20 protein-coding genes are annotated in these 22,218 nt (G+C 72.9%); 11 read left to right on the top strand and 9 right to left on the bottom strand.

The genetic code is table 11. The features are described 5' to 3' along the window. From D3273_RS02695 to D3273_RS02675, 5 genes are all read right to left on the bottom strand, one after another. Positions 1-1,104, bottom strand: a complete 1,104-nt coding sequence (locus D3273_RS02695; protein ID WP_129223254.1) for a microcin C ABC transporter permease YejB — start codon at positions 1,102-1,104, stop codon at positions 1-3. Position 1,105: 1 nt separating this feature from the next. Continuing rightward, on the bottom strand, positions 1,106-3,010 hold the full coding sequence (locus tag D3273_RS02690) for an extracellular solute-binding protein (protein ID WP_129223252.1): 1,905 nt from the start codon (positions 3,008-3,010) through the stop codon (positions 1,106-1,108). A gap of 241 nt (positions 3,011-3,251) precedes the next feature. Beyond that, on the bottom strand, positions 3,252-4,778 hold the full coding sequence (locus tag D3273_RS02685) for a methyl-accepting chemotaxis protein (protein WP_165359353.1): 1,527 nt from the start codon (positions 4,776-4,778) through the stop codon (positions 3,252-3,254). A gap of 230 nt (positions 4,779-5,008) precedes the next feature. Continuing rightward, positions 5,009-5,134, bottom strand: coding sequence for a hypothetical protein (locus D3273_RS29570; protein WP_281011170.1), 126 nt, complete (start codon positions 5,132-5,134; stop codon positions 5,009-5,011). Between the two features lie 174 nt (positions 5,135-5,308). Then, complete coding sequence (locus D3273_RS02675) at positions 5,309-6,328, bottom strand: alpha/beta hydrolase family protein (RefSeq protein WP_129223246.1); 1,020 nt, start codon at positions 6,326-6,328, stop codon at positions 5,309-5,311. 83 nt (positions 6,329-6,411) lie between these two features. Here D3273_RS02675 and D3273_RS02670 point away from each other — a divergent pair, with 83 nt between their 5' ends. Both D3273_RS02670 and D3273_RS02665 read left to right on the top strand, forming a co-directional pair. After that, entirely contained in the window at positions 6,412-7,098 is a 687-nt protein-coding gene (locus D3273_RS02670) for a glutathione S-transferase family protein (protein WP_129223244.1), read from the top strand. 22 nt (positions 7,099-7,120) lie between these two features. Beyond that, the gene (locus tag D3273_RS02665; protein WP_129223242.1) at positions 7,121-8,047 is read left to right on the top strand and encodes a DUF429 domain-containing protein; all 927 of its coding nucleotides are present in this window, start codon (positions 7,121-7,123) and stop codon (positions 8,045-8,047) included. 150 nt (positions 8,048-8,197) lie between these two features. Here D3273_RS02665 and D3273_RS02660 read toward each other — a convergent pair whose 3' ends face one another. Continuing rightward, complete coding sequence (locus D3273_RS02660) at positions 8,198-8,458, bottom strand: hypothetical protein (RefSeq protein WP_207210648.1); 261 nt, start codon at positions 8,456-8,458, stop codon at positions 8,198-8,200. A 520-nt stretch (positions 8,459-8,978) separates the two neighbouring features. On the opposite strand from D3273_RS02660, the gene D3273_RS02655 reads away from it, so the two are divergent. Both D3273_RS02655 and D3273_RS02650 read left to right on the top strand, forming a co-directional pair. Next, on the top strand, positions 8,979-9,590 hold the full coding sequence (locus D3273_RS02655; RefSeq protein ID WP_129223240.1) for a hypothetical protein: 612 nt from the start codon (positions 8,979-8,981) through the stop codon (positions 9,588-9,590). 164 nt (positions 9,591-9,754) lie between these two features. Next, entirely contained in the window at positions 9,755-11,005 is a 1,251-nt protein-coding gene (locus D3273_RS02650; protein ID WP_129223238.1) for an acyl-CoA dehydrogenase family protein, read from the top strand. 36 nt (positions 11,006-11,041) lie between these two features. Here the strand turns inward: D3273_RS02650 and D3273_RS02645 are convergent, their stop codons facing one another. Together D3273_RS02645 and D3273_RS02640 are read right to left on the bottom strand one after the other, a co-directional pair. Next, on the bottom strand, positions 11,042-11,938 hold the full coding sequence (locus D3273_RS02645) for an endonuclease/exonuclease/phosphatase family protein (protein ID WP_129223236.1): 897 nt from the start codon (positions 11,936-11,938) through the stop codon (positions 11,042-11,044). 221 nt (positions 11,939-12,159) lie between these two features. Then, positions 12,160-13,200, bottom strand: a complete 1,041-nt coding sequence (locus D3273_RS02640; protein WP_165359352.1) for an AraC family transcriptional regulator — start codon at positions 13,198-13,200, stop codon at positions 12,160-12,162. 345 nt (positions 13,201-13,545) lie between these two features. Between D3273_RS02640 and D3273_RS02635 the strand changes: the two genes are divergently transcribed. The 6 genes from D3273_RS02635 to D3273_RS02615 all read left to right on the top strand — a co-directional run bounded on the left by D3273_RS02635 (position 13,546) and on the right by D3273_RS02615 (position 20,574). Continuing rightward, positions 13,546-15,495, top strand: coding sequence for a primary-amine oxidase (locus D3273_RS02635; protein ID WP_129223232.1), 1,950 nt, complete (start codon positions 13,546-13,548; stop codon positions 15,493-15,495). 26 nt (positions 15,496-15,521) lie between these two features. After that, positions 15,522-15,695, top strand: a complete 174-nt coding sequence (locus tag D3273_RS28070; RefSeq protein ID WP_165359351.1) for a hypothetical protein — start codon at positions 15,522-15,524, stop codon at positions 15,693-15,695. Positions 15,696-15,710: 15 nt separating this feature from the next. Beyond that, positions 15,711-16,937: an APC family permease gene (locus D3273_RS02630; protein ID WP_281011187.1), complete on the top strand. Its 1,227-nt coding sequence runs from the start codon at positions 15,711-15,713 to the stop codon at positions 16,935-16,937. 173 nt (positions 16,938-17,110) lie between these two features. Next, on the top strand, positions 17,111-18,592 hold the full coding sequence (locus tag D3273_RS02625) for a mannitol dehydrogenase family protein (protein ID WP_129223228.1): 1,482 nt from the start codon (positions 17,111-17,113) through the stop codon (positions 18,590-18,592). 51 nt (positions 18,593-18,643) lie between these two features. Further along, on the top strand, positions 18,644-19,303 hold the full coding sequence (locus D3273_RS02620) for a hypothetical protein (protein WP_129223226.1): 660 nt from the start codon (positions 18,644-18,646) through the stop codon (positions 19,301-19,303). Positions 19,304-19,464: 161 nt separating this feature from the next. Next, positions 19,465-20,574, top strand: a complete 1,110-nt coding sequence (locus D3273_RS02615; protein WP_165359350.1) for a GNAT family N-acetyltransferase — start codon at positions 19,465-19,467, stop codon at positions 20,572-20,574. 63 nt (positions 20,575-20,637) lie between these two features. On the opposite strand, the gene D3273_RS02610 is transcribed toward D3273_RS02615, so the two are convergent. Continuing rightward, positions 20,638-21,534, bottom strand: coding sequence for a metallophosphoesterase family protein (locus tag D3273_RS02610; RefSeq protein WP_129223222.1), 897 nt, complete (start codon positions 21,532-21,534; stop codon positions 20,638-20,640). 185 nt (positions 21,535-21,719) lie between these two features. On the opposite strand from D3273_RS02610, the gene D3273_RS02605 reads away from it, so the two are divergent. Further along, positions 21,720-22,214, top strand: a complete 495-nt coding sequence (locus D3273_RS02605; protein ID WP_129223220.1) for an NUDIX domain-containing protein — start codon at positions 21,720-21,722, stop codon at positions 22,212-22,214. Positions 22,215-22,218: the final 4 nt, after the last annotated feature.

Here is a 22,218-nt window from a genome sequence, read left to right as displayed (position 1 = left end):
TCACACGCCTCGCGTTTCGAAGTCGATCCGCGGATCGATCCAGGTGTAGGTGAGGTCGGAGATCAGGTTCACCACGAGGCCGAGCAGCGCGAAGATGTACAGGTTGGCGAAGACCACCGGGTAATCGCGGTTCATGATGCTGTCGTAGGACAGGAGCCCCAGGCCCGGCAGGTTGAAGATCTCCTCGATGAGGATCGCGCCGGTGAAGAAAGCGGACACGAAGGCGCCGGGGAAGCCCGCCACCACGATCATCATGGCGTTGCGGAACACGTGGCCGTAGAGGACGCGGCGCTCGCTCAGGCCCTTCATGCGGGCGGTCTGCACGTATTGCTTCTTGATCTCGTCGAGGAAGGAATTCTTGGTCAGAAAGGTCGAGGTCGCGAAGGCGCCGACCGACATGGCCACCACCGGCAGGGTGATGTGCCACAGGTAGTCGGTGATCTTGTGGGGCCAGCCCAGCTCCGCCCAGTTCTCGCTGACCAGGCCCCGCAGCGGGAAGACCTGGTAGAAGGACCCGCCGGCGAACAGGATGATGAGCAGGATGGCGAACAGGAAGGACGGCACCGCGTAGCCGATCGTCACCACGCTCGACGTCCAGACGTCGAAGCGCGAGCCGTCCCTCACCGCCTTGGCGATGCCGAGCGGGATCGAGATGACGTAGGAGAGCAGCGTCATCCACAAGCCCAGCGAGATCGACACCGGCAGGCGCTCGCCGATGAGCTTCAGCACCGGCGTGTCGCGGTAGTAGCTTTGGCCGAAGTCGAAGGTCGCGTAGTTCTTGACCATCAGCCCGAAGCGCTCGTAGGCGGGCTTGTCGAAGCCGAACTGCTTTTCGAGCTCGGCCACGAACTTCGGGTCGAGGCCCTGGGCGCCGCGGTACTTCGCGCCTTCGCCGCCCATGCCGGCCTGCGCCCCCGCGGCCGCGCCGATGTCGGTCCCCCCGCCGCCGAGGCCGCCGCCGCCGCTCGCCGTGCCCTGGAGCTGCGCGATGACGCGCTCGACCGGGCCGCCCGGCGCGAACTGCACGATCACGAAGGACACGAACAGGATGCCGAGCACGGTCGGCACCATGAGCAGCACGCGGCGCGCGATATAGCCGAGCATGTCAGCCCTTCGCCTTGAGCTGCTTCGCCTTGGCGTCGTCGGACCACCACGTCGAAAGCACGCCGGGGTCGAGCTTCGGCGCCTTCGCGGGCCAGCCGAACTCGTCCCAGTAGGCCAGCCAGTGGTCCGGCTTGTTCCACATGGGGATCCAATAGAACTGCGCGCGCAGGACCCGGTCGAGCGCGCGGCAGATCGTCGTCAACTCGGCGCGGGTGCCGGCGTGGAGCGCCATCTCGATCAGGGCGTCGATCACGGGGTCCGCCGTCCCGGTGAAGTTCTGCGATCCCGGCGTCCTGGCCGCTTCCGACCCGTAGGAGATGCGCAGGCCCTCGCCGGGCGTCGAGTCGCCGCCCCGGTTCAGCGTGATGACGTCGAAGTCGAAGTCGTTCAGGCGGGACTGGTATTGCGCGGCGTCGACCACGCGAAACCGGGCGTCGATGCCGAGCAGTTGCAGGTTCTTGATCAGCGGCTGGGTGTGGCGCTCCAGCGAGCCGCCGAAGTCCAGGAACTCGATGTGGAAGGGCTCCCCGCCCGGCAACCTCAAAACGTTGCCGTCGCGCTTGCAGCCGGCCTGCAGCAGCAGCTTGTTCGCCTGGGCCAGCAGGCCGCGGTCCTGGCCCGACCCGTCCGAGACCGGCGGCAGGACGGCGGGGCCGAAGACGCTGTCCGGGACCCTGCCGCGGAACGGCTCCAGGATCTCGATCTCGCCCGGCAGCGGCAGGCCGACGGCCGCCATGGGGGTGTTCTGGAAATACGACACCGTGCGCTCGTAGAGGCCGAACATGATGTTCTTGTCGACCCATTGGAAATCGAAGGCGTAGCCGAGCGCTTGGCGCACCCGCGGGTCCCTGAACTGGTCGCGGCGGGTGTTCAGCCACCAGCCCTGGATGCCGACCGGCCCGTCGGTCGGCACGGTGCGGCGCTGGACGCGGCCGTCCTGGACGGCCGGGAAATCGTAGCCCTTGGCCCAGTTGATCGAGGTCGCATCCTCGTGGAACGTGGTCGCGCCCGATTTGAACGCCTCGAAGCCGACCTGCCGTTCGCGGTAATATTCGTAGCGGATCGTGTCGAAGTTCGCCTGGCCGCGGTTGATGGGCAGGTCCTTGGCCCAATAGTCCTTCACGCGGTCGAACGCGATGGTGCGCCCCTGGTCGACGATGCCGACCCGGTAGGCCGAGGAGCCGAGGGGCGGGTCCAACGTGGTCTGGTCGAAGGGATGGGCCGTGTAATAGCTCTTCGAGAAGATCGGCAGGCCCGCCACCGTGAGGTGGGTTTCGCGCGTCCGCTCGGGGTCGAGCTTCACCTCGAGCAGGTCGTCGGCGAGCGCCGTCGCGGACGCGAGGTGGCGCAGGCCGGTGCGCAGGTTGGGATGGCCCTTGGCCTTCAGCAGGTCGAGGCTGAAGGCGCAGTCGGCCGCGGTGAGCTTCGAGCCGTCGTGGAAGCGCGCTTCGGGCCGCAGCAGGAAGCGGTAGGTGAGGCGGTCGGGCGACACGCGGACGGACCGGGCCACGAGGCCGTAGAGCGCGTCGGGCTCGTCGAGCGTGCCGGTCATCAGCGTGTCGAACACCAACCCCATGCCGGCGGCGCCGTCGCCGCGCAGGATGTAGATGTTCAGCGTGTCGAAGGTGGTGAAGTTCTGGTTCAGCCCGGCGGTCGTGGGCTCCAGCACGATCGTGCCGCCCTTGGGCGCCGCGGGGTCGACGTAGGGCAGGGCTTCGAAGCCGGCCGGCAGGTTCAACTCGCCGAAGGCCGACAGGCCGTGGCTTTCGGTCCAGCCGTCGGGCAGCCTGTCGGGCCAGGCGGCGGGGATTTCGGCCGCCGCCAGCGCCGGCCAGGGCCGGGCGAGGGCCGCCCCCGCGAGCGTGGAGCCCAGGGCCAGGGCCGAACGGCGGGTCAGGGTCGGCATCGAATAGCGGCTCCGGCAGCGCGCCCTGCATCGGGCGCGCCATCAACACCCGTCCATTATGTCGGTTTTCGGGGGACCCGTCGACGGCCGCGGTCCCGGCGCGCTTCCGCAAGGCCGGCCCCGCACGGCTTGTGTGATGCCGGGCGACGGGACTGCCGACGCATCCCCGTCGCGCCGCGCCGCAGGAGCGGCGGCGCGTGCCTTCGCGCTGGCCGGCGGTCGAGAGTCCTGACCGCTGGTGTCAGAACTCTTCCCAGCTTTCCTCGGCGGCCGCGGGCTGCGCCTTTCGGGCCGCCCCGCCGCGCCCGACCGTCTTCAGGGCCGCGACGGGGGTGGCCCGGGGGAGCCTGTGGTCGCGGTTCCGCTCCACGCCGCGGGCGGCCGGCGTCGGCTGGCCGACCTGGAAGCCGCTGATCAGCCGGTTGAGGGCGTCCGCTTCTCCCGCCAGCGCGTGGCTCGCCGCGGTGGACTGTTCCACCATGGCGGCGTTCTGCTGCGTCACCTGGTCCATCTGGTTCACGGCCGTGTTGACCTGGTCGAGGCCCACCGCCTGTTCGCGGGCGGAAGCGGCGATCTCGCCCACGATGCCGTCGATCTCCGCCACCTGCACGCCCAGCCGGGACAGCGCCTCGCCGGTCTGGCCCACGAAGGCGACGCCCTGCTGGACCTGGGCGCCCGAGGTCGAGATCAGGCCCTTGATCTCCTTGGCGGCCTCCGCCGAGCGCTGCGCCAGCGCCCGAACCTCGGACGCCACGACCGCGAAGCCGCGCCCCGCGTCGCCGGCCCGCGCCGCTTCCACACCCGCGTTGAGCGCCAGCAGGTTGGTCTGGAACGCGATCTCGTCGATCACGCCGATGATCTGGCTGATCTCGCGCGACGACCGCTCGATGCCGCCCATCGCTTCCACGGCCTGGCGCACCACGCGCCCGGACTGCTCGGCGCCGGCCTTGGCGGCCGCCACCACCTCGTGGGCGTGGGTGGCGCCGTCGGCGGACTTCCGCACCGTGGCGGTGATCTCGTCGAGCGCCGCCGCGGTTTCCTCCAGCGAAGCCGCCTGCTGCTCGGTGCGGCGGCTCAGGTCGTCGGCCGCGGCCCCGATCTCGGCCGCGCCCCGGGTCATCGCCGACGCGTTCTCCGACACCTTCAGCAGGGCCTGCTGCAGCGTTTCCGCCGTGTCGTTGAAGTCCGTCCGCAGCTTCTCGAAGTCGGCGTCGAACCGGTCGTCGATCCGGCACAGCAGGTCGCCCGCCGCCAAGCGCTGCAGCCCGCCCGCCAGGCCGGTGACGACCTGCATCTGGACGCGGGTGGTTTCCGCCGATCGGGCGTCGTGCGCGGTGCGCTCCGCGACCGCGGAGGTGACGTCGGTGGCGAATTTGACGATGCGGTAAACCTTGTCGTCCGCGTCCATGAGCGGGTTGTAGGAGCCCTGGATCCAGACGACGCGGCCGTCCCGCCCGATCCGCCGAAACGTTTCCTGGATGAACTCCTTGCGGCGGAGCCGCGCCCAGAAGTTCTGGTAATCCGCATTGTCGCGGAGGGCGGGCTCCACGAACATCCCGTGATGGCGCCCGACGATCTCGTCGAGGCCGTATCCCATGACCGACAGGAAGGTGTCGTTGGCCGTGACGATGGTCCCGTCCGGATCGAATTCGATCACGGCCTGCACGCGCTCGATCGCCCGCACCTTGCAGATCATGACCTTCAGGGCATCATGCGAGATGCCGAACGTGGCCTGGGGGCGGCGGAACAACATGGTCTGGGGTCTCATCAGAAGCGGCATCGACCGGCCTGACATGAGTAAAGCTTAATTTGCTTAATGAAGGACGAAGAACCCCCGATCGCGATGACGATGATTGCATACTGCCACCCGGATCCTTCCTCACGGGTGTGCGGTCCCGTTTCGGGGGGCGGGACGGGCCTGGGCGACCCGCGCATCGCATCCCGGGGGTGCCGGCGCCGGGGCGGGCCGGCGCCCGCCGCTCCCCGGAGCGGGCCGCCTCAGCCGTGCGCCAGCAGGGACACCAGGGTCTGCACGATGGTGACGCCGCCGATCGGCGCGATCAGCAGGAACAGGACGTTGACGCCGACGAGCCACAGGATGATCCGCTCCTGCTTGCGCGTCATCTTGGGCTTCCGCGGCGGCGGCTGCCAGGGCGGGGGTTTCCATCCGCCTCCACCTTCGACGAACATCGGCATCCTCGCGCGGTCAGACTTCGGGCGATATAGGGGGAAAGCGCCCCGCGCCAATCCGGGTTGCCGCGATGGACCCGCGCGGGCGGGGGCCCCATCGCTCCCGGGTCAGGCGCCCCCGATCGGCCGCCCCGCGGCGCCGCCGGCCCCGTGCGGCCGTTCCCGGCCGATCCATGCGGCCACGAGCTCCGCCACGACGTCGCTGTTCCGGTCCTGCATCAGCATGTGGGAATTGCCGCGAATGCCGCGTTCGGGCAGCGACATCAGTTCGGCCCGGCCGCCGGCCGCGTTCGCCGCCGCCACGAAGGCCCGCGCCAGGGCGAGCCGGGGCGCCCAGCGCGGCGACGCCGCGACGTGGTCGCCGTAGACGATCAGCACCGGCAGGTCCCGGAAGGCCGACAGGTCGCCCGCGGGGTCGGGCAGGGCGGCGGGCTCCAGCGCCACCAGGGCGGCGATGCCGTCCCGCGCCGCTTCGGCGGCCTGGAACGGATACAGCCCCGCCTGCGAATGGCTCACCAGGACCGCGCCCCCGAGCCGCCGCGCCAGGGCGGACAGCGCCGGGACGGTGGGGTTGGGGGTCGGCAGGGCGTAGAAGAAATCCGGCACCATGGATTTCCACAGCTCCCCCACGGCGTCCACGGGGAACAGCGTGTCGGGATAGGGTTCGGGGAAGCGGGGGCCGATGCGGAACACCGTCCAGGCGTCCTCGCGCCCGGCCGAGAACACGGTCGGCAGGGGGCCGTCGCCGTTGGCGGCGGGCGCGATGCCCGCGCCCGAGCGCCCGCGCCACGCCTGGTCGACCGCGTAGACGGGGAAGCCGGCGCGCAGAAACATCTCGTCCCAGCCCGGTCGCCCGTCCGGCGTGGTTTCCCAGGCCTGGCCGCTGAGGCAGCAGCCGTGCACCAGCACCAGCGGCGGCCCGCCGACCGCGGCCGGCACCGCGAAGCGCACGTAGACCTGATCGACCACCACCGTGCCGGACGGCGCGTAGGCCGGCACCGCCGACAGCGCGTCCGAGCGGATGTCGCGGCCGCCGATGAAGAAGCTGCCCTGGGCGCGGAGCGTCAGGGGAACGTCGGCGCCCGTCGCGAAGGGGACGCCCCGCGGCTTCGTGTCGAACAATCGCATCCCCCGTCTCGGCATCGCCACGCGGCCGCGCTAAGGCTGCCCCGTCCGCCGACGATGTCGGCGGCCCCGGGAGCCTCAGCGCCATGATCACCTTCTACTACAACCTCGCCCCCAACCCCATGAAGGTGGCGCTGTTCCTCGAGGAAGCGGGTCTCGACTACGAGGCCGTTCCGGTCGACTCGCGCAAGGGCGAGCAGCACGCCGAGGCCTTCAAGGCGTTGAACCCCAACGCCAAGCTGCCCGTCATCGTCGACGGCGACGCCACCGTGTTCGATTCCAACGCCATCCTGCTCTATCTCGCCGAGAAGACGGGCCGCTTCCTGCCGAAGCCGGGCGACAAGGCGCGGGGCGAGATGCTGTCCTGGCTGATGTTCGTCGCCACCGGCATCGGCCCGTATTCGGGGCAGGCGGTGCATTTCAGGCACTTCGCCCCGAAGTCGCAGGACTACGCGGTCGAGCGCTACGATTTCGAGGCGGAGCGCCATTGGTCGATCGTCGACGCGCGGCTGGCCGACCGCGCCTACATGCTGGGCGCCGATTATTCCATCGTCGACATGGCGGTGTGGGGCTGGGCGGGTCGCCTGCCCTTCGTGATGGGCGAGGCGGCCTGGCAGAAGCTTCCCAACGTCAAGCGCCTGCTCGACGCCGTCAGCGCCCGTCCGGCGGCGGTCCGCGCCGAGGCCATCAAGGAAAGGCACAGCTTCAAGGCCGAGATGGACGAGGACGCCAAGCGCCACATGTTCCCCGCCACCGCCAAGTCGGCGGCCTGACGCGGGGGGGCCGGACGCGGGCGTGTTCGGCCACGTCGTCCACTGCGATTGGAGCGTCCGCGCGGCCGGGCGCTGGTCGGCCGAGGCGCATCGGGACGCGCAGGGGGGCTGGCGCGCGTCGGGGCCCTCCAACGTCGCCGATCCCGCCGCGCTCGCCGCGCGCCTGGCCGCGCTGGCCGAAGACGCCCCGACCCTGGCCGCCTTCGACTTCCCCATCGGCTTCCCCGCCGCCTTCGGGGCCGCCACGGGCTACGGCGGCTTCGCCGCCGCCATCGACGCGATCGGCCGGGGCGACTGGCCGGACATCTTCGCCATCGCGGCGACGCCCGGCGAGGTCGGCCCGCGCCGGCCCTTCTATCCCGCGCGGCCCGGGGGCACGCGCCTCGCCCACCTCGTCGACGGGCACGGGGTCGCGGGGATCGGAGACCTCGTGCGCGCCTGCGAGCGCCGGGGGGCCGAGGGCGGGGCTGCGGGCTGCATGTTCTGGACCATGGGCGCCAGCCAGGTCGGCAAGGCGGCGCTGCACGGCTGGCGGGAGGTGATCGCGCCGGCCCGGCGGCGGGGCGCCCGGCTGTGGCCCTTCGACGGCGACCTCGCCGCGCTCGCGGGGCGGGGCGGGCTCGTGCTGGCCGAGTCCTACCCGGGCGACGGATACGGGCAACTCGGCTTCGCGATCCGCAGGAAGGGGGACCGCGCGCTGCGGGCGGCCCTGGCGCCGCACCTCGCCGCCTGGGCGGGGAAGCGGGGCGTCGCCCTCGACCCCGGCCTGCGGGCGGCGCTCGACGCCGGCTTCCCGCCCGAGGCGGGGAACGACGACGGCTTCGACGCCGTGGTCGGGCTCCTGGCGGCGCTCGCGGTGGCGCGGGGCGAGCGCGCCGCCGCGCCGCCGCTCGCCGAAGGCCTGCGCCGGTGGGAAGGCTGGATCCTGGGGAAGCGCCCCGCGGCATAGAGGCCGCCGTGAGCCGCCGACGATGGCTCCACTCCGGGGTCGCGCCGCGAGGGAGCCGTCGCCCCATGGCTCATGACGGCTCCCGGAAGCGCTCCCGCTCCGTCGCCCGTCCCGGCGCTTCCCGCCCGGTTCGACCGGACCGCGAACCCGTCAAGCGGTGGCGGCGACGCGGGCCTTGCGCTTGGCCGGGGCCTTGACGGCCGGGGGGGCCGCGGCCGCGGCGGCGCGGTCGGCCTCCTCCTTGGCGAGGCGCAGGGCCTTCAGGCGGGCGGTCTTCTGGGCTTCGGCGTTCTTGGCGGCGCGGGCCTCGCCCACGGCCTGGTCGGCCTCGCTCTTGCGGCGATCGGCCAGGTGGAACTTCGATTCCGCCTTGGCGCGGGCGTCCGCGGGGGCCTTGGAGCTGAAACTCATGGCGCGTCTTCCTCGTTGCCGGCCCCGTCGGCCGAGCAGGTTGGCCGAGCATCGCGCCGGTCGCGGCGCCCGTCGTCGGACGGTGGATGTGAGCCCGGCCCTGGAGGTCATCCCGCCCGACCGTGCTCCCGGCCGCGACGGGACGGGGGCGCGGTCCTCGTGGCCGCGAGCCCTTCCGGACTTTCGGCCGCCGCCGACCGGACTTTCGGGCGCTTGAACTCAAGACGACGCCCGTGAAACCCGGTCTCGTCAAGCAGGAGCCTTTTTCGCGGCGCTGTCAAGGCGGCGTTGTTCTGAAAACGCGGGACGGATCTTCAGTCTTGGCGGGCCGTGGAGCGGCCTGCGCCCCGCGGTTCCATTGCCGTTGTTTCGGCCGCCGGCGCCGGGCGGGCCGGGCGTCGCGCATCTCGCGAGGACCCGCCGGGCGGCGAGCGCGTTGTGGGCCGGGGAGACGACGCTTGCCGGTCCGGTTCGGCCGGATGCGGGACGCCGGCTCGCCCGAACCGGAAGGACACGTCCCATGCGCGCCACCCTCTCGCCAGCCCTGCTCGCCCCCGTTCTCCTGGGCCTCGGCCTGGCCCTCGCGGCGCCGGGCCTCGCCGCCGCCCAGTCGGCGCCCGCCGCGAGCCCCGCCGCGCCGGGCTCCCCCGCGGCCCCGCAGACCCCCGCCGCCGACGCCGCGGCCGACGCCGCCGGGGTGCAGCAGATGGCGCTCACGCCGGCGCTGGTCGACCAGTTCGTCGCCGCCAACAAGGAGGTGAACGCCATCCTGGACAAGCTGCCCGACGGCACCGACCAGCCCGACCCCGCCACCCTCGCCAAGCTCGACGCCACGGCGCAGAAATACAAGTTCGCCGACTACAAGCAGTACGATGCCGTCGAAAGCAACATCGGCATCGTGATGGCCGGCATCGACCCGCAGACCAAGCAGTATATCGGCCCGGATGCGGTCATCAAGAAGCAGATCGCCCAGGTCGAGGCGGACAAGCAGATTTCCGCGAAGGACAAGAAGGACACCGTGGACCAGCTCAACGCCGCGCTGCCGACGGTCCCCAAGCTGCAGTACCCGGGCAACGTCGACGTCGTGGTGAAGAGCTACGACAAGCTGAACGAGACCATGCCGCAGGATTGATCCGCGCCACCCTTCGACGGGGGCCGGACGGGGATGGCGCGGTGCCGCGCCGTCCCCTCGCCCCCATGGCGCGGGCAACGGGTGCCGGCTCCGGCCGGCATTTGACGATCCGGTATGGTCGGGCCTAGTCTCCCTGAAAATCGTGAACACGCGGGGAGGTGGGCTTGGACTTCTCATTGGGCGGGCGCCAAACGCTGTTCCGCGACCGCGTGCGCGATTTCATCGAAGCCGAGGTACGGCCGCGCCGGGCCGAATACGAGTCCCAGGCCCGTGCCGGCGAGCGTTGGAAGGTCCTGCCCGTCGTCGAGGCGCTGAAGGAGAAGGCGCGCCGGCAGGGGCTGTGGAACCTGTTCATGCCGCCCGCGGGGGCGCACCACCCGGCCGACGACGGCTTCGCCTTCGAGGGCGAGCCGCTCACCAACCTCGAATACGCGCTCTGCGCCGAGGAGATGGGCCGCATCCCTTGGGCTTCCGAGGTGTTCAACTGTTCGGCGCCCGACACGGGCAACATGGAGGTGCTGTTCCGCTACGGCACGCGGGACCAGAAGGAGCGCTGGCTCGCGCCGCTCATGCGGGGCGAGATCCGCTCGGCCTTCCTGATGACCGAGCCCGACGTCGCATCCTCGGACGCCACCAACATCCGCGCCACCGCGCGGCGCGACGGCGACGGCTACGTGATCGACGGGCGTAAATGGTGGTCGTCCGGGCTCGGCGACCCGCGCTGCGCGGTCGTCATCGTCATGGTGAAGACGGATCCGGACGCCGAGCGCCACCGCCAGCAGAGCATGATCCTGGTCGACACCGCGTCGCCGGGCTTCAGGGTCGACAGGCTTCTCGACGTCTACGGCTACGACCATGCGCCGCACGGCCACGCCGAGGTGACGCTCGACGGCGTGCGGGTGCCGGGCTCCGCCATGCTGCTCGGGGAGGGGCGCGGCTTCGAGATCGCGCAGGGTCGGCTCGGGCCGGGGCGCATCCACCACTGCATGCGGGCGATCGGCGTCGCCGAGGAAGCGCTGGGCGCCATGGCGAAGCGGCTGCTGTCGCGCACGGCCTTCGGCAAGCGCGTCGCCGACCAGTCGGTGTGGGAGGAGCGGGTGGCGCGTGCCCGCATCGACATCGAGATGTCGCGGCTCCTGTGCCTGAAGGCCGCCGACGTGATGGACCGGCAGGGCAACAAGGCGGCGCGCGACGAGATCGCCATGATCAAGGTCCAGGCGCCCGCCATGGCGCTGAAGATCATCGACGATGCCGTGCAGGCGCATGGCGGGGCCGGCGTGTGCGGCGACTTCCCCCTCGCCTCGGCCTGGGCCCACATGCGGACGCTACGCCTCGCCGACGGGCCCGACGAGGTCCACGCGCGGGCCATCGCGCGCTCGGAGTTCGCCAAGCACCGCGAAGACGGCCGGAGATAGCCTGTCGGAACGCCGTCGCCGGCCGCACCATCGGTTTCAGGCGACGTCGACCGTGATCAGCTCGTGGTCGGACAGCGGGGCGCCGTCGCCGTCCACCGCCGCCCAGGTGCGCGGTTCGGAGGCGTGGAGGCCGCGCGTGAAGAACCAGTCGATGCGCTGCACCCAGGGCGCGCGTCGCCCGTCGGGAACGTGGCGCCGCGTCTGCTCCGGCGCGTTGGGGCGCAGCCAGTCGAAGCCCGCGTCGCGCATGGCGCCGAACAGCGGCTCGCGCGCGTCCGGGCGCTCGAACCAGCCGAGGTCGGGCTCGGCCGACGGGTCCGGCATCCCGGCCGTGTTGAGGTCGCCCGCCACGGCGGCCGGCATGCCGGGTGGCAGCACGGCGAGCAGCCGCTCCATCGCGGCGCGGCGGTCCGCCGGGGTCGACCTGTTCTCGAGGTGGACGCTGACCATCAGCACGGGCCCGCGCGCCAAGTCCACCGTCGCCCCCACCGCCACGCGGCCGCCGAGCCGCCGGTGATGCCAGTCGAGCCCGAACCACGCGCCGCCCGCGTCGAGCGGGACCACGAAAGGGTCGCGCACCGGCAGGGCGGACACGACGGCATTGCCGTGCAGCGCGCCGGCATTGGTCTCGCCGGCGACGCGCGCGAGCTCGTTCCCGAAGCCGATCCCGAGCTCGACGAACTCGACCCCGAAGGCGTGGCCGGCGCCGAGCGCTTCGGCGAGGTCCCGCGTCGTGTGCCGGTTGCCCGAGCGCGCCATGCCGAGGTCCATCTCGCTCAGCAGCGCCACGGACGCGCCGGCGCGCCGCAGCAGCGCCGCCGAGGCCTCGACCCGGGTGCAGCGTTCGAGGTTCCAGGCGGCGATGCGCAGCCGTTCGGGCGGCGGCGGCGGCGCCTTGGGCTGGCGCGCCTCCACGAGGTGCAGCGCCGGCACGCGCGCCGCCAGGGCGTCGTGCAGGGCCCGGGACGCTTCGCCTTCGGCCGCCCCGCGCAGAAGCGCGGGGTCGGGGAGCGGCAGGGCGGGGACGGCGTCGCGGCGGATGGCAGGGGTCAGGGCGGGCTCCCGGTCGGCGACGGCTTCGACGCCCGGCTTCGACGTCGGTCGCGCCTCGGCTTAGCGGATCCGGGCCGGCGGGGCGAGCCGCCGGCCCGCGGTCAGGACGCGAGGTGGCGCCGCCGGTAGGCCAGCGGCGCCAGGCCGCTCCAGCCGCGGAACGCGCGGCTGAAGGCGCTCAGCTCGGAATAGCCGAGCATGAGGGCCACCTCGGTCAGCGGCAGCTGCGGGTCGGCCAGCGCGCCGAGCGCCAGTTCGCGCCTGAGGTCGCGCCGGAGGTCCGAATAATCCACCCCGCAGGCCGACAGCCTGCGGTACAGGGCGGGGCCCGACAGGCCGAGCCGGCGGGCGACGGGGGCCAGGCCCGGCTTGCCGTCCGCCAGGGCGTCGCGGATCTGCTGCGTCACCGCGCCGACGAAGTCTTCCCCGCGGCGGTCCGCGAGCCGCCGCTCGATCCGCCGGACCACGGCGCCGTGGCGGCACGGGTCGGCCGTGGGGACGAGGGCGTCCAGCGCCGGGCCGGGGATCAGGATGGCGTTGCGGCGGCGGCCGACGCACAGGCGCGCCCCCCGCAGGCTTTCGGGCAGCCCGCGCAGGTCGCGCGTCGCATGTTCGACGTGGATCTCCTCTGGGGTCCAGCGCTCGCCCAGGACGCCGCGGAGGAGCGCGATCAGGGCGCCCAGGCTCAGCTCGGCGTCCTGCCGCCGATGCACGATGCGGCCGTCCCGGACCTGGTAGGACAGCGCCGCGTCCCCGTCCCGCCGGTCCAGCGTCACGGCGGTCTGCTCCTGCAGGGCGCCGAAGCACCGCGACACCGCGGCGAGGCCGGCCCCCAGGGTGGGGGCGGTCGCCACCACCTCGGCGATGTCGCCCAGGATGCCCGTCCCCTGGGCGAGCCCGAGCTCCCACCCGAAGGCGGCGTTGCCGCAGCGCCGCGCCGATTGGTCGAGCAGCCCGCAATAATCCGCGAGGTCGAGCCAGGACGAGGGCTCCTCGAGCGCGCCTTCCGACAGGTGGAAGCGCCCCAGAACGGCGTCGGGCTCGGCCCCCGCCCGGCGCATCGCGGCGCACAGGCCCGCGGTCGCGGCGGCCCGGATCCGCGGCGCGGTGGGGTCCGGCCCGGGCGGCGCGGGGGCCGTCATGGCGGGGCGGTCGACGCCGCCCGTGGCCGGGCGCCCGCCGCTCGGCCGCGATCGCGCGACGCATGACGAAAGGCCGGACATCCGGGGGCGAGGACTGCACTGATCCTGGACCGATCTGCACAGATCGTCATCTCGCGTGCCTGTTCTTTCGTCGTTGCTTCGGATCGGCGCCTGTTCACCGCCGATCATGTCCCGCTCGGGCGTGCGAATTGTCAAGTCGGGCCGCGCCGCGCGGCCTAGCCTTCGGAACAGGGCCGCACCGGCGCCCTGAACGGGCTCTGATCGGCGATCAGGCGCGCGTCAGCTCCGGCGCGACGCGCGCTGGCGGCCGAATGCGAGGTCAGAATGGATCACGTCATCGATCGGCCGCCGCCGTCGGCCGGGGCTTTCCCGGCCAGCGGAGCCGCCGCGCCGGCCCCGTTCGCGCCCCTGTCGGCCGCCGAGATCCGCCGGGTCGTGGCGGTCGTGCGGGGCGACGACGGCTTCGGCGCCGATGTCCTCTTCGAAACGATCGAGCTGCTCGAGCCGCAGAGCCGTGATGCGCCGCGCGGGGCGCGGGCCAACCTGTTCCGCGATTCCGAGGACGGCGTGTGGCAGGTCGCGGTGTCGCTCGACGACGGCCGCATCCTGTCCCGCCGCTTCGTGGCGGGCGCCCGCCCGATGATCCAGCTCGAACAGTTCGTCGCCATCGAGGCCGCCGTGCGCGCCGATCCCCGCTTCGTCGCGGCCTGCGCGGCGCGCGGCATCACCGACATGGGCCTCGTCTGCGTGGACCCCTGGTCGGCCGGGAGCGCCGGCCCGCCCGACGAGGACGGGCTCCACGTCGCCCACACGTTCTGCTGGCTGCGGACGCGGGAGAACGACAACCTTTACGCCCATCCCATCGAGGGGCTGAACGCCGTGGTCGATCTCAAGGCCGGCACGGTGCTGCGGGTGGACGACTACGGGATCGTGCCGGTGCCGATGGGCGAGGTCAACTACGAGCGCCAGTTCCGGGACGCGTTCCGGCCGGCGCTGAAGCCGCTCGACGTGGTCCAGCCCCAGGGGGCGAGCTTCACGCTCGACGGCCATTCCATCGCCTGGGACAAGTGGTCGATGGCGATCGGCTTCAACGCCCGGGAAGCCATCACGCTGCACGACATCCGCTACGACGGGCGCCCCCTGTTCGCCCGGGCCTCGCTGGTCGAGATGGTGGTGCCCTACGGGTCGCCGAACAACGCCCATCACCGCAAGAACGTCTTCGACATCGGCGAATACGGGCTCGGCAAGCTCGCCAATTCGTTGAAGCTCGGCTGCGACTGCCTCGGCCACATCGCCTATCTCGACGTCCATCTCGGCACGATGCTGGGCGAGGTCATGACGATCGAGAAGGCCATCTGCATCCACGAGGAGGATGCCGGCCTGCTCTGGAAGCATTGGGATTTCCGCACCGAGCGCGCCGAAACCCGCCGGGGCCGGAGGCTCGTCATCTCCTGCATCTGCACGGTCGGGAACTACGAATACGCGTCCTACTGGATGTTCCGCCAGGACGGCGAGATCGAGTTCGAGATGAAGGCCACCGGCATCATCAACACGGTCGGCTGCCGGCCCGGCGCCCCGTCGAAATACGGCGCCGAGGTGGCGCCGGGCGTGGAAGGGCAGATCCACCAGCACGCCTTCGTGGCCCGGCTCGAGCCCGCGCTCGACGGGCCCTCGAACACCGTGGTCGAATGCGACACCGCCGCGGAGCCCGACGACGCCAACCCCCACGGCAACGCCTTCTTCGTGCGCGAAACGCCGCTCCTGAACGAGCGCGACGGGGGCCGGCGCGCCGACCCCGCGCGCCAGCGCTATTGGCGCGTGATCAACCCCGGGGTGCTCAACGCGGTCGGCCGGCCGGTGGGCTACAAGCTGATGCCGACCAGCGCCATCGTGCCCTTCGTCAAGGCCGGTTCGCCTTCGGGGCGCCGCGCCGCCTTCATGCAGAACCAGCTCTGGGTCACGGCCCACGACCCCGACGAGCGCTACCCCGGCGGCGAGTTCATGAACCGCTCGACGGGCGCGGGCGGCCTGCCCGACATGGCGGCGCGGGGGCGGTCCATCGCGGACGAGCGCATCGTGCTCTGGCACGTCTTTGGCTTGCACCACCTGCCGCGGCCGGAGGACTTCCCCGTGCAGCCCTGCATCGAATGCGGCTTCAAGCTGATGCCCTCCGGCTTCTTCGACGCCAACCCCGCGATCGACCTCCCCCCGGAGGTGAACGCGGCGAGCCGCCTGCACGGCGCCGAAGCCCCGTCCGCCTGCTGCCGCAGCTGATCCTCGCCCCCAGGGAGTAGCCCGCCATGAGCGCCACCACGGAACCCCTCGCCTTCGCGCCCGCCGGCGAGGCCCGCGCGGGCCTGCGCCACGGCACGCTGACGCCGCTCGAAACCCTGAGCCAGTCCATCGCCAACATCGCCCCGACCCTGACGCCGGCCATCAACATCACGGTGGTGGCGGGGCTCGCCGGGGCCTAGTCGTGGCTCGCCTACCTGGTGGCGACGATCGCGATGCTGTTCGTCGCCGCCAACATCAACGTCCTGGCCCGGCGCCACGCCCTGTCGGGCTCCTTCTTCATCTACATCGGCCGCACCCTCGGTCCCTTCGCGGGCGTGATGGCGGGCTGGTCGATGATCGCCGCCTACCTGCTCACCGCCGTCGCGGTGGTGATCAGCCTGGGCATCTTCCTGGGCAGCGTGCTGGCGCAGCTGGGCCTGGCCGCCCTGGCGCCGCCGGCCTGGATCCTGGCGCCCCTGTTCCTGGCGCTCGTGGGCTATTCGGCCTACCGTGACATCAAGCTGTCGTCGCGGATCGGCCTCTACCTCGAAGGGCTGTCGATCGCCGTCATCGTGCTCATCGTCGCCGTCGTGACGGTCCGGCACGGGAGCGGCGCCGGCGCGCCGCCGCTCGCGTCCGTCAACCTCGGCGGCGTGAGCTCGGCGCTGACCTTCGCGGTGTTCAGCTTCGTGGGGTTCGAAAGCTCGGCCACCCTCGCCAAGGAAACCGCGGACCCGCGCCGCAACGTGCCGCGCGCCGTGATGCTGAGCGCCGCGCTGGTGGGGCTGTTCTTTGTCGCGGCGAGCTACTTCATGGTGCTGGCGCTCGACGGCGACTCCGACATCATCGCGAAGTCGTCGTCGCCCTTCGCCGAGATCACGGCCCACGCCGGCATGCCCTGGGCCGCCACGGTCGTATATGCCGCCGCGATGATCAGCGGCTTCGCCTGCGCGCTGGCCTCGATCAACGCGGGCTCGCGGCTCATCTTCTCCATGGGGCGCTTCCGCTTCTTCGGCTCGGGCGTGGGCACGGTCCACGCCGAACACCGGACGCCGCACCGCGCCGTGCTGGTGGGCGTGCTGGCGACCCTGGCCGTCACGCTCGCCCTGCTGCCGCTGAGCCCCATCGACGCCTTCGGCGACGCCGGCACGGTGGCGACCTTCGGCTTTCTCGTCGTCTACCTGCTGGTGTGCATCGTGGCGCCGCTCGACCTGAAGCGCCACGGCGAGCTGAAGGCGCGGCACGTCGCCGTGAGCGCGGTGGGCATCCTCCTCATGCTCTTCGTCATCTGGGGAAGCCTGTATCCGGTGCCGGACTACCCGATGAACCTGCTGCCCTACCTGTTCCTGGCCTACATGCTGGGCGGCGCCGCGTGGTTCCTCTACCTGAAGAGGACGGCGCCGCAGGAGTTCGCCAACATCGAGCACGACCTGGAGGGCTGAAGGCGGCCGGCGCCCGCCGATGCCATCGGCGGGGCCCCGGGGCCCCGCCCTTGCGCGCCGGCGGGCCCCGATGCACTCTCCCGGTCCAACCCGCGCGGGGAAGCGGCGGGAGCGGGGAGGGACCATCCAGGCCCGTCGCGACGCGTCCCCGACGCCCGCCGAACGAGGCCCCCGTGATCGATCCCGCCACCCTGCCGTCCCTGCCGGCCTCCGTCGCGCGCCCCGCCTACGACCGTTCCAAGGTCAAGGCCGGCATCGCGCACCTCAGCGTCGGCAACTTCCACCGCGCCCACCAGGCGGTCTACATCGACAGGGTCCTGGCCCTGCCCGGCCACGAGGGTTGGGGCATCCTCGGCATCGGCCTGATGGACGTCGAGGGCGAGCGCGCCAAGGCCCGGGCGCTGCAGGGGCAGGGGGGGCTGTATTCCCTCGTCGCCTATCCGCCCGAGGGCACGCCGGAGGTGAGCGTCGTCGGCGCCATCGTCGAATACCTCCACGCGCCGGCCGACCCCGAGGCCGTGCTGAAGCGCCTCGCCGACCCCGCCATCCGCATCGTGACCCTGACGGTGACCGAGGGCGGCTACAACATCGACGAGACGGGGACCTTCAAGCTCGACGACCCCGCGGTCGCCAAGGACCTCGCGGGCGGGCTGCCGGCCACCTCCTTCGGCGTGATGACGGAAGCGCTGCGGCGGCGGCGCGACGCCGGAACGAAGCCCTTCACGGTGATGTCCTGCGACAACCTCCGCCACAACGGCGGCGTGGTGAAGAACGCGCTGCTGTCCTACGCCCGCGCCAAGGACCCGGCGCTGGCCGCGTGGATCGAGGCCGAGGTCACCTTCCCGTCCTGCATGGTGGACCGCATCACCCCCGCGGTCGGCCCCGCCGACCGGGAGCGGCTCAACGCCGAGACGGGCCTCGACGACGCGTCGCCGATCTTCGCCGAGGACTTCATCCAATGGGTGGTGGAGGACAAGTTCTGCGACGGGCGGCCTGAGCTCGAGAAGGTCGGGGTCGAGTTCACCGATGCGGTGGACGCCTACGAGCAGGTCAAGCTCCGGATGCTCAACGCGTCCCACTCCATGATGTCCTTCCCGGGCATCCTCCTCGGCCACCGCATCGTCCACCTCGCCATGCAGGACCCGGACGTGGACGCGCTCCTGGAGCAGTTCCTGTCGCGCGACGCGGGGCCGCTGCTCGACGCGCCGCCTTCCATGTCGGTCGGCCAGTACAAGGACCTGCTGCTGAGCCGCTACCGCAACCCGGCGATCGGCGACCAACTGCTGCGCATCGCTTCCGACGGCGCGTCGAAGCTCCCGCAGTTCGTGCAGGACACGGCGCGGGAGGTGGTGCAGCGGGGCGGCGACGGCCGCCGCATCGCCTTCCTGCTCGCCTGCTTCACCGAATACCTGCGCGGCGTGGACGACCGCGGCGACAGCTTCCCGGTGGTCGAGCCCATGGTGACGGAGGCCGACCGCGCGCTGGCGGCGAAGCCGGACCTGCGCGAAGGCCTCGGCCTCGGCGCCTTCAAGGGCTGGGGCGTGGCGGAGCACGAAGGCTTCGCGTCGGATTACGCGCGCTATCGCGCATCGATCCAGGAGAAGGGCGCCGGCGCCACGCTGAAGGACCTGCTCGCCGCCGTCGCGGCGGGCTAGGGTCCGCCGCGGGCGCGCCGCCGCGTCCGACCCGCGGCGGCGCGTCCCGAAATGGACCACGTCCATCGCGCCTGCTATCCAGTCCTGATGGACGAGCAGGGGACCCGCATGGACGAGGCGCCCGCCGAGCGGGACGGGACGGACAGGCCGGCGCGGCTGCCGAGCCTGTCGGCGGCGATCCGCGTCGCGCGCGCCGAGGTGGCCGACCGCGCCCAGGCGCTCGGCGACCTGCGCGACGCCGAGCTGGCCCGCCTCGAACTGCTGCGCGAGATGCTGGAACCCGTGCTGGCCCAGGTGCCGTCCGGGGTCGACCTGTTCGACACCGGCCTCGTGCCGGGCGAACACCCGCGGCTGTTCATCGACATGGTGTGCTTCGTCGAGATGGCGCGCGACCGGCGCAGCTACCGCCTGGTCCAGGACCGGCTCCACGCCCGCACGGTGCTGCACGAGGGCGAGGGCGTCGGCGCCGCCGTGGCGGCCGTCACCGCCTATGTCGCCCGCCGCCTCGTCGAGCGCGAGCAGCTCCTGGCTTCCATGGGCCGCGTGCCCCCGCCGCCGCCCGTCCCGCCGCCGCCAGCGCCGCGCCCCCGTCCGGCGCACGCGCTGTTCAGGGCGGCGCGCTTGGCCGTGGACGGGCTCGGCGTGGCGACGCTGGGCGCCATCCTGTGGCTGGGGATCCACTACGCCCACGGCCGCCTGCCGGGCTGGTGAGCGCGGACGCGCGCCGCCGCCGGCGCGGCGCAACGCGACGGCGATGCGCCGGCGGGTCCGTCGCTCGGCGTTAGCGGATCCTTCAGGGTTGCCGTGGCAGCGTGGCGCATCGGCCGCCCGGGGCCTGCCGCCCCGGAGCCTGGCGCGAACGGGATGGTGGGATGTCAGCAGCTCCGAGCCGGGTCGCCGAAGCTTCCACCGCCGATCCCGCGCCGTCCCGCCCGGCCGGGCTCGACGCCCTCCATGGTGCCCTGGAGGCCGCGGGCTTCGCGCCCCGTCCCGAACGCGCCCCGGACCCTACCCCGGACCCCGCCGCGCCCCGCCGCGCGCGCCGGGCCGCCGTCGAGGTGCGCCGCGAGCCGGACATCGACTATGCCGCCACCGCCGCCCTGGCCGAGGAGGGCTTCGGCGCCGCACCCGGCACCTTCACGGCCGAAGGCCTGCGCTGGCTCTACGAGCGCGCCTTCACCGACGGCACGACCGTGCTGGCCGCCCACGCGGACGGGCGCAAGGTGGGCCACATCGCGCTCGTCCACCAGACCGTGACCATGCCGGCCGGCCCCGAACGGGCGGTGGCGCTGATGGACCTGTTCATCATCAAGGCGTTCCGCTCCAAGGCCGCCATGGCGGCGCTCTACGGCGCGGTGGAGCGCTTCTGCCGGGACGAGGGCATCCGCTTCATCGTGGCGGTGCCGAACGGCAACGCGGCTGGCGTCAACGTCCGCTACCTGTCGCTCGTCGAAGCGGCGCGCCTGGAGATCCGCGTGGGCTTCGGCGGCTTCGGCGGGCTCGGCCGCCGCGTCGACAGCCGCAGCGTCGCGGAGCTCGACCCCGCGGACGGCCGCGCCCTGCTCGACCGCTTCTGCGGGACCGAGCCCGGGAGCCTGCTGTGGACCGGGGCGCGGATGTGGGACCGGCTGTCGAAGCCCGGCGCCGGCTACGCGCTCCACGCCACGGACGACCTGCTGCTCGTGTCGGCGCCGCGCCGGGACCGCCGCGCCGCCCACACGCTGCTCTGCGCCCTGCTGCCGCGGCCGGGGGCCACGCCGGCCCGGAGGGACGTGGGCGCGGTCGTGTCGGCGGCCTGCCGCCTGCATCGCCGGCCGCTCTTCGTCTACGCGGGGATCAACGGCGGCGTCCCGCTGCCCGGCATGCTGCTCCCCGGCCGGCTCCGCCCGTCGCCGATGATCCTGCAGCTGCGCGATTTCACCGAAGGCGCGCCGCCGTTCGCCCCGTCGCGCTTCGAGGCGATCGACTTCGACTTCGCGTGACGGCGCTTCGGCGGGCTCGCGTCCGCCGCCGCGCGCTCCGCCCGCCCGGTTCCCGGTTCCCCCTCAGAGGGCCAGGGGCCCGAGGTCGCCGATGCCGTCGCGCCCGGGCGCCAGCCCCCGCCGTTCGGCGGTGATGTCGTAGCCGCCGCCGGCCCGCTCGGCGAAGCGGTACAGGTGGTAGGCGGCGAGGTGGCCGTGGCTGCCGGGCACCGCCGAGCATGACGGCACACCCACCACCGGCACGGGCCCGCGCGGCCCGGGCAGGGGCGCCACGGACGTGCGGTGGTTGTGGCCGTGGATCACCAATTCCGCGCCGTGCCGCGCGATCACGGCTTCGAAGGCGGCGGCGTCGCGCAGCCCGCGCCCGCGCTTCGCCCCGGTGACGTGCGGCGGGTGGTGGATCATCACCACGCGCGCCAAGCCCTGCGCCCCCGCCTCGTCGAGCAGCCGCGCCAGCCCGTCGCGCTGCGCCGCCCCCAGCGCGCCCGAGGCGAGCAGCGGCGCCGTGGGGATGGCGGAGCTGAGCCCGATCAGCGCCAGCGGCCCGCGCCGCCGCAGGTAGGGGAAGGCGAAGGGCATGCCGTCCGCCGTGCCGGCCTCGACCACCCAGGGCGCGAAGGTCGCGGCGAGGTGGGGCAGCGACGAGCGCACGTAGGCGTCGTGGTTGCCGGGCACGAAGGACACGCCCTCGGTCGGGCCCAGCGTGTGCAGCCAAGCGCGGGCGAAGGGGAATTCGTCGGGCAGGCCGAGGTTGAGGATGTCCCCCGTCATGGCGACGTGGTCGGGCGCCCGCGCCTTCAGGTCGGCGACGAGGTCGGCCAGCACCGCCATGTCGTGCAGCCTGCCCCGCCGCCGCCAGTTCAGGAAGCCGGTGATGCGCTTGCCCAGCAGGTCGCGCGGGCGCGGGCGGGGCAGGGGCCCGATGTGGGCATCGGACAGATGGGCGAGGAGATAGCTCATTCCGTTTCCGTTGGACCGCTTCGCGATGCGGAAACGGGCTCCGCCCGGGCATCGCGCGGGCTCGCGGCCCTCCTCCCGGCCGACGCCGGCGGGGGAGCGCCGCCGGTCCCTGTCGCCCGCGCCTCGTCCCGCGTCAAGGCGGGGCGGCCCGTGCTACAGGGGCCGGGGCGACGTGGAGGTGCGGCATGGGGTGGAGCGTTCGGGTGCCGGGCGGCGTGCAGCGCCTCATGCCCCGGCTGATCCACGGGAGCGCGCGCTTCGTGCGCCCCCTCACCATGGGGGTGCGGGCCGCCGTGGAGCGCGACGGCCCGGACGGGGCGGAGGTGTTCCTGGTGCGGCACACCTACGTGGCGGGCTGGCACCTGCCGGGGGGCGCCGTGGAGGTCGGCGAAACCGCCGGCGAGGCGGTGTTGCGCGAAGTGCGGGAAGAATGCGCCATCGCGGTGGAAGGCCCGCCGGAGCTCGTCGGCCTCTACTTCAACCGCCGCGCGTCGCGGCGCGACCACGTCGCGCTGTACCGCGTGCGCCGGTTCCGCGTGGAAGCGCCCCGCCGGGCCGACTGGGAGATCGCCGAGGCCGGGTTCTTCCCGCGCTCGCGCCTGCCCGAGGGCACCACCCCGGCCACGCGGGCGCGCCTGGGCGAGATCTACGACGGGCGCGAGCCGACGGCGGACTGGTGAGCGT

The sequence above is a fragment of the Lichenibacterium minor genome, assembly GCF_004137685.1.
GTDB classification, from domain to species: Bacteria; Pseudomonadota; Alphaproteobacteria; order Rhizobiales; family Beijerinckiaceae; genus Lichenihabitans; species Lichenihabitans minor.
Note: the sequence above shows the minus strand (reverse complement) of the source record. Positions and strands in the feature narration are given on the sequence as shown.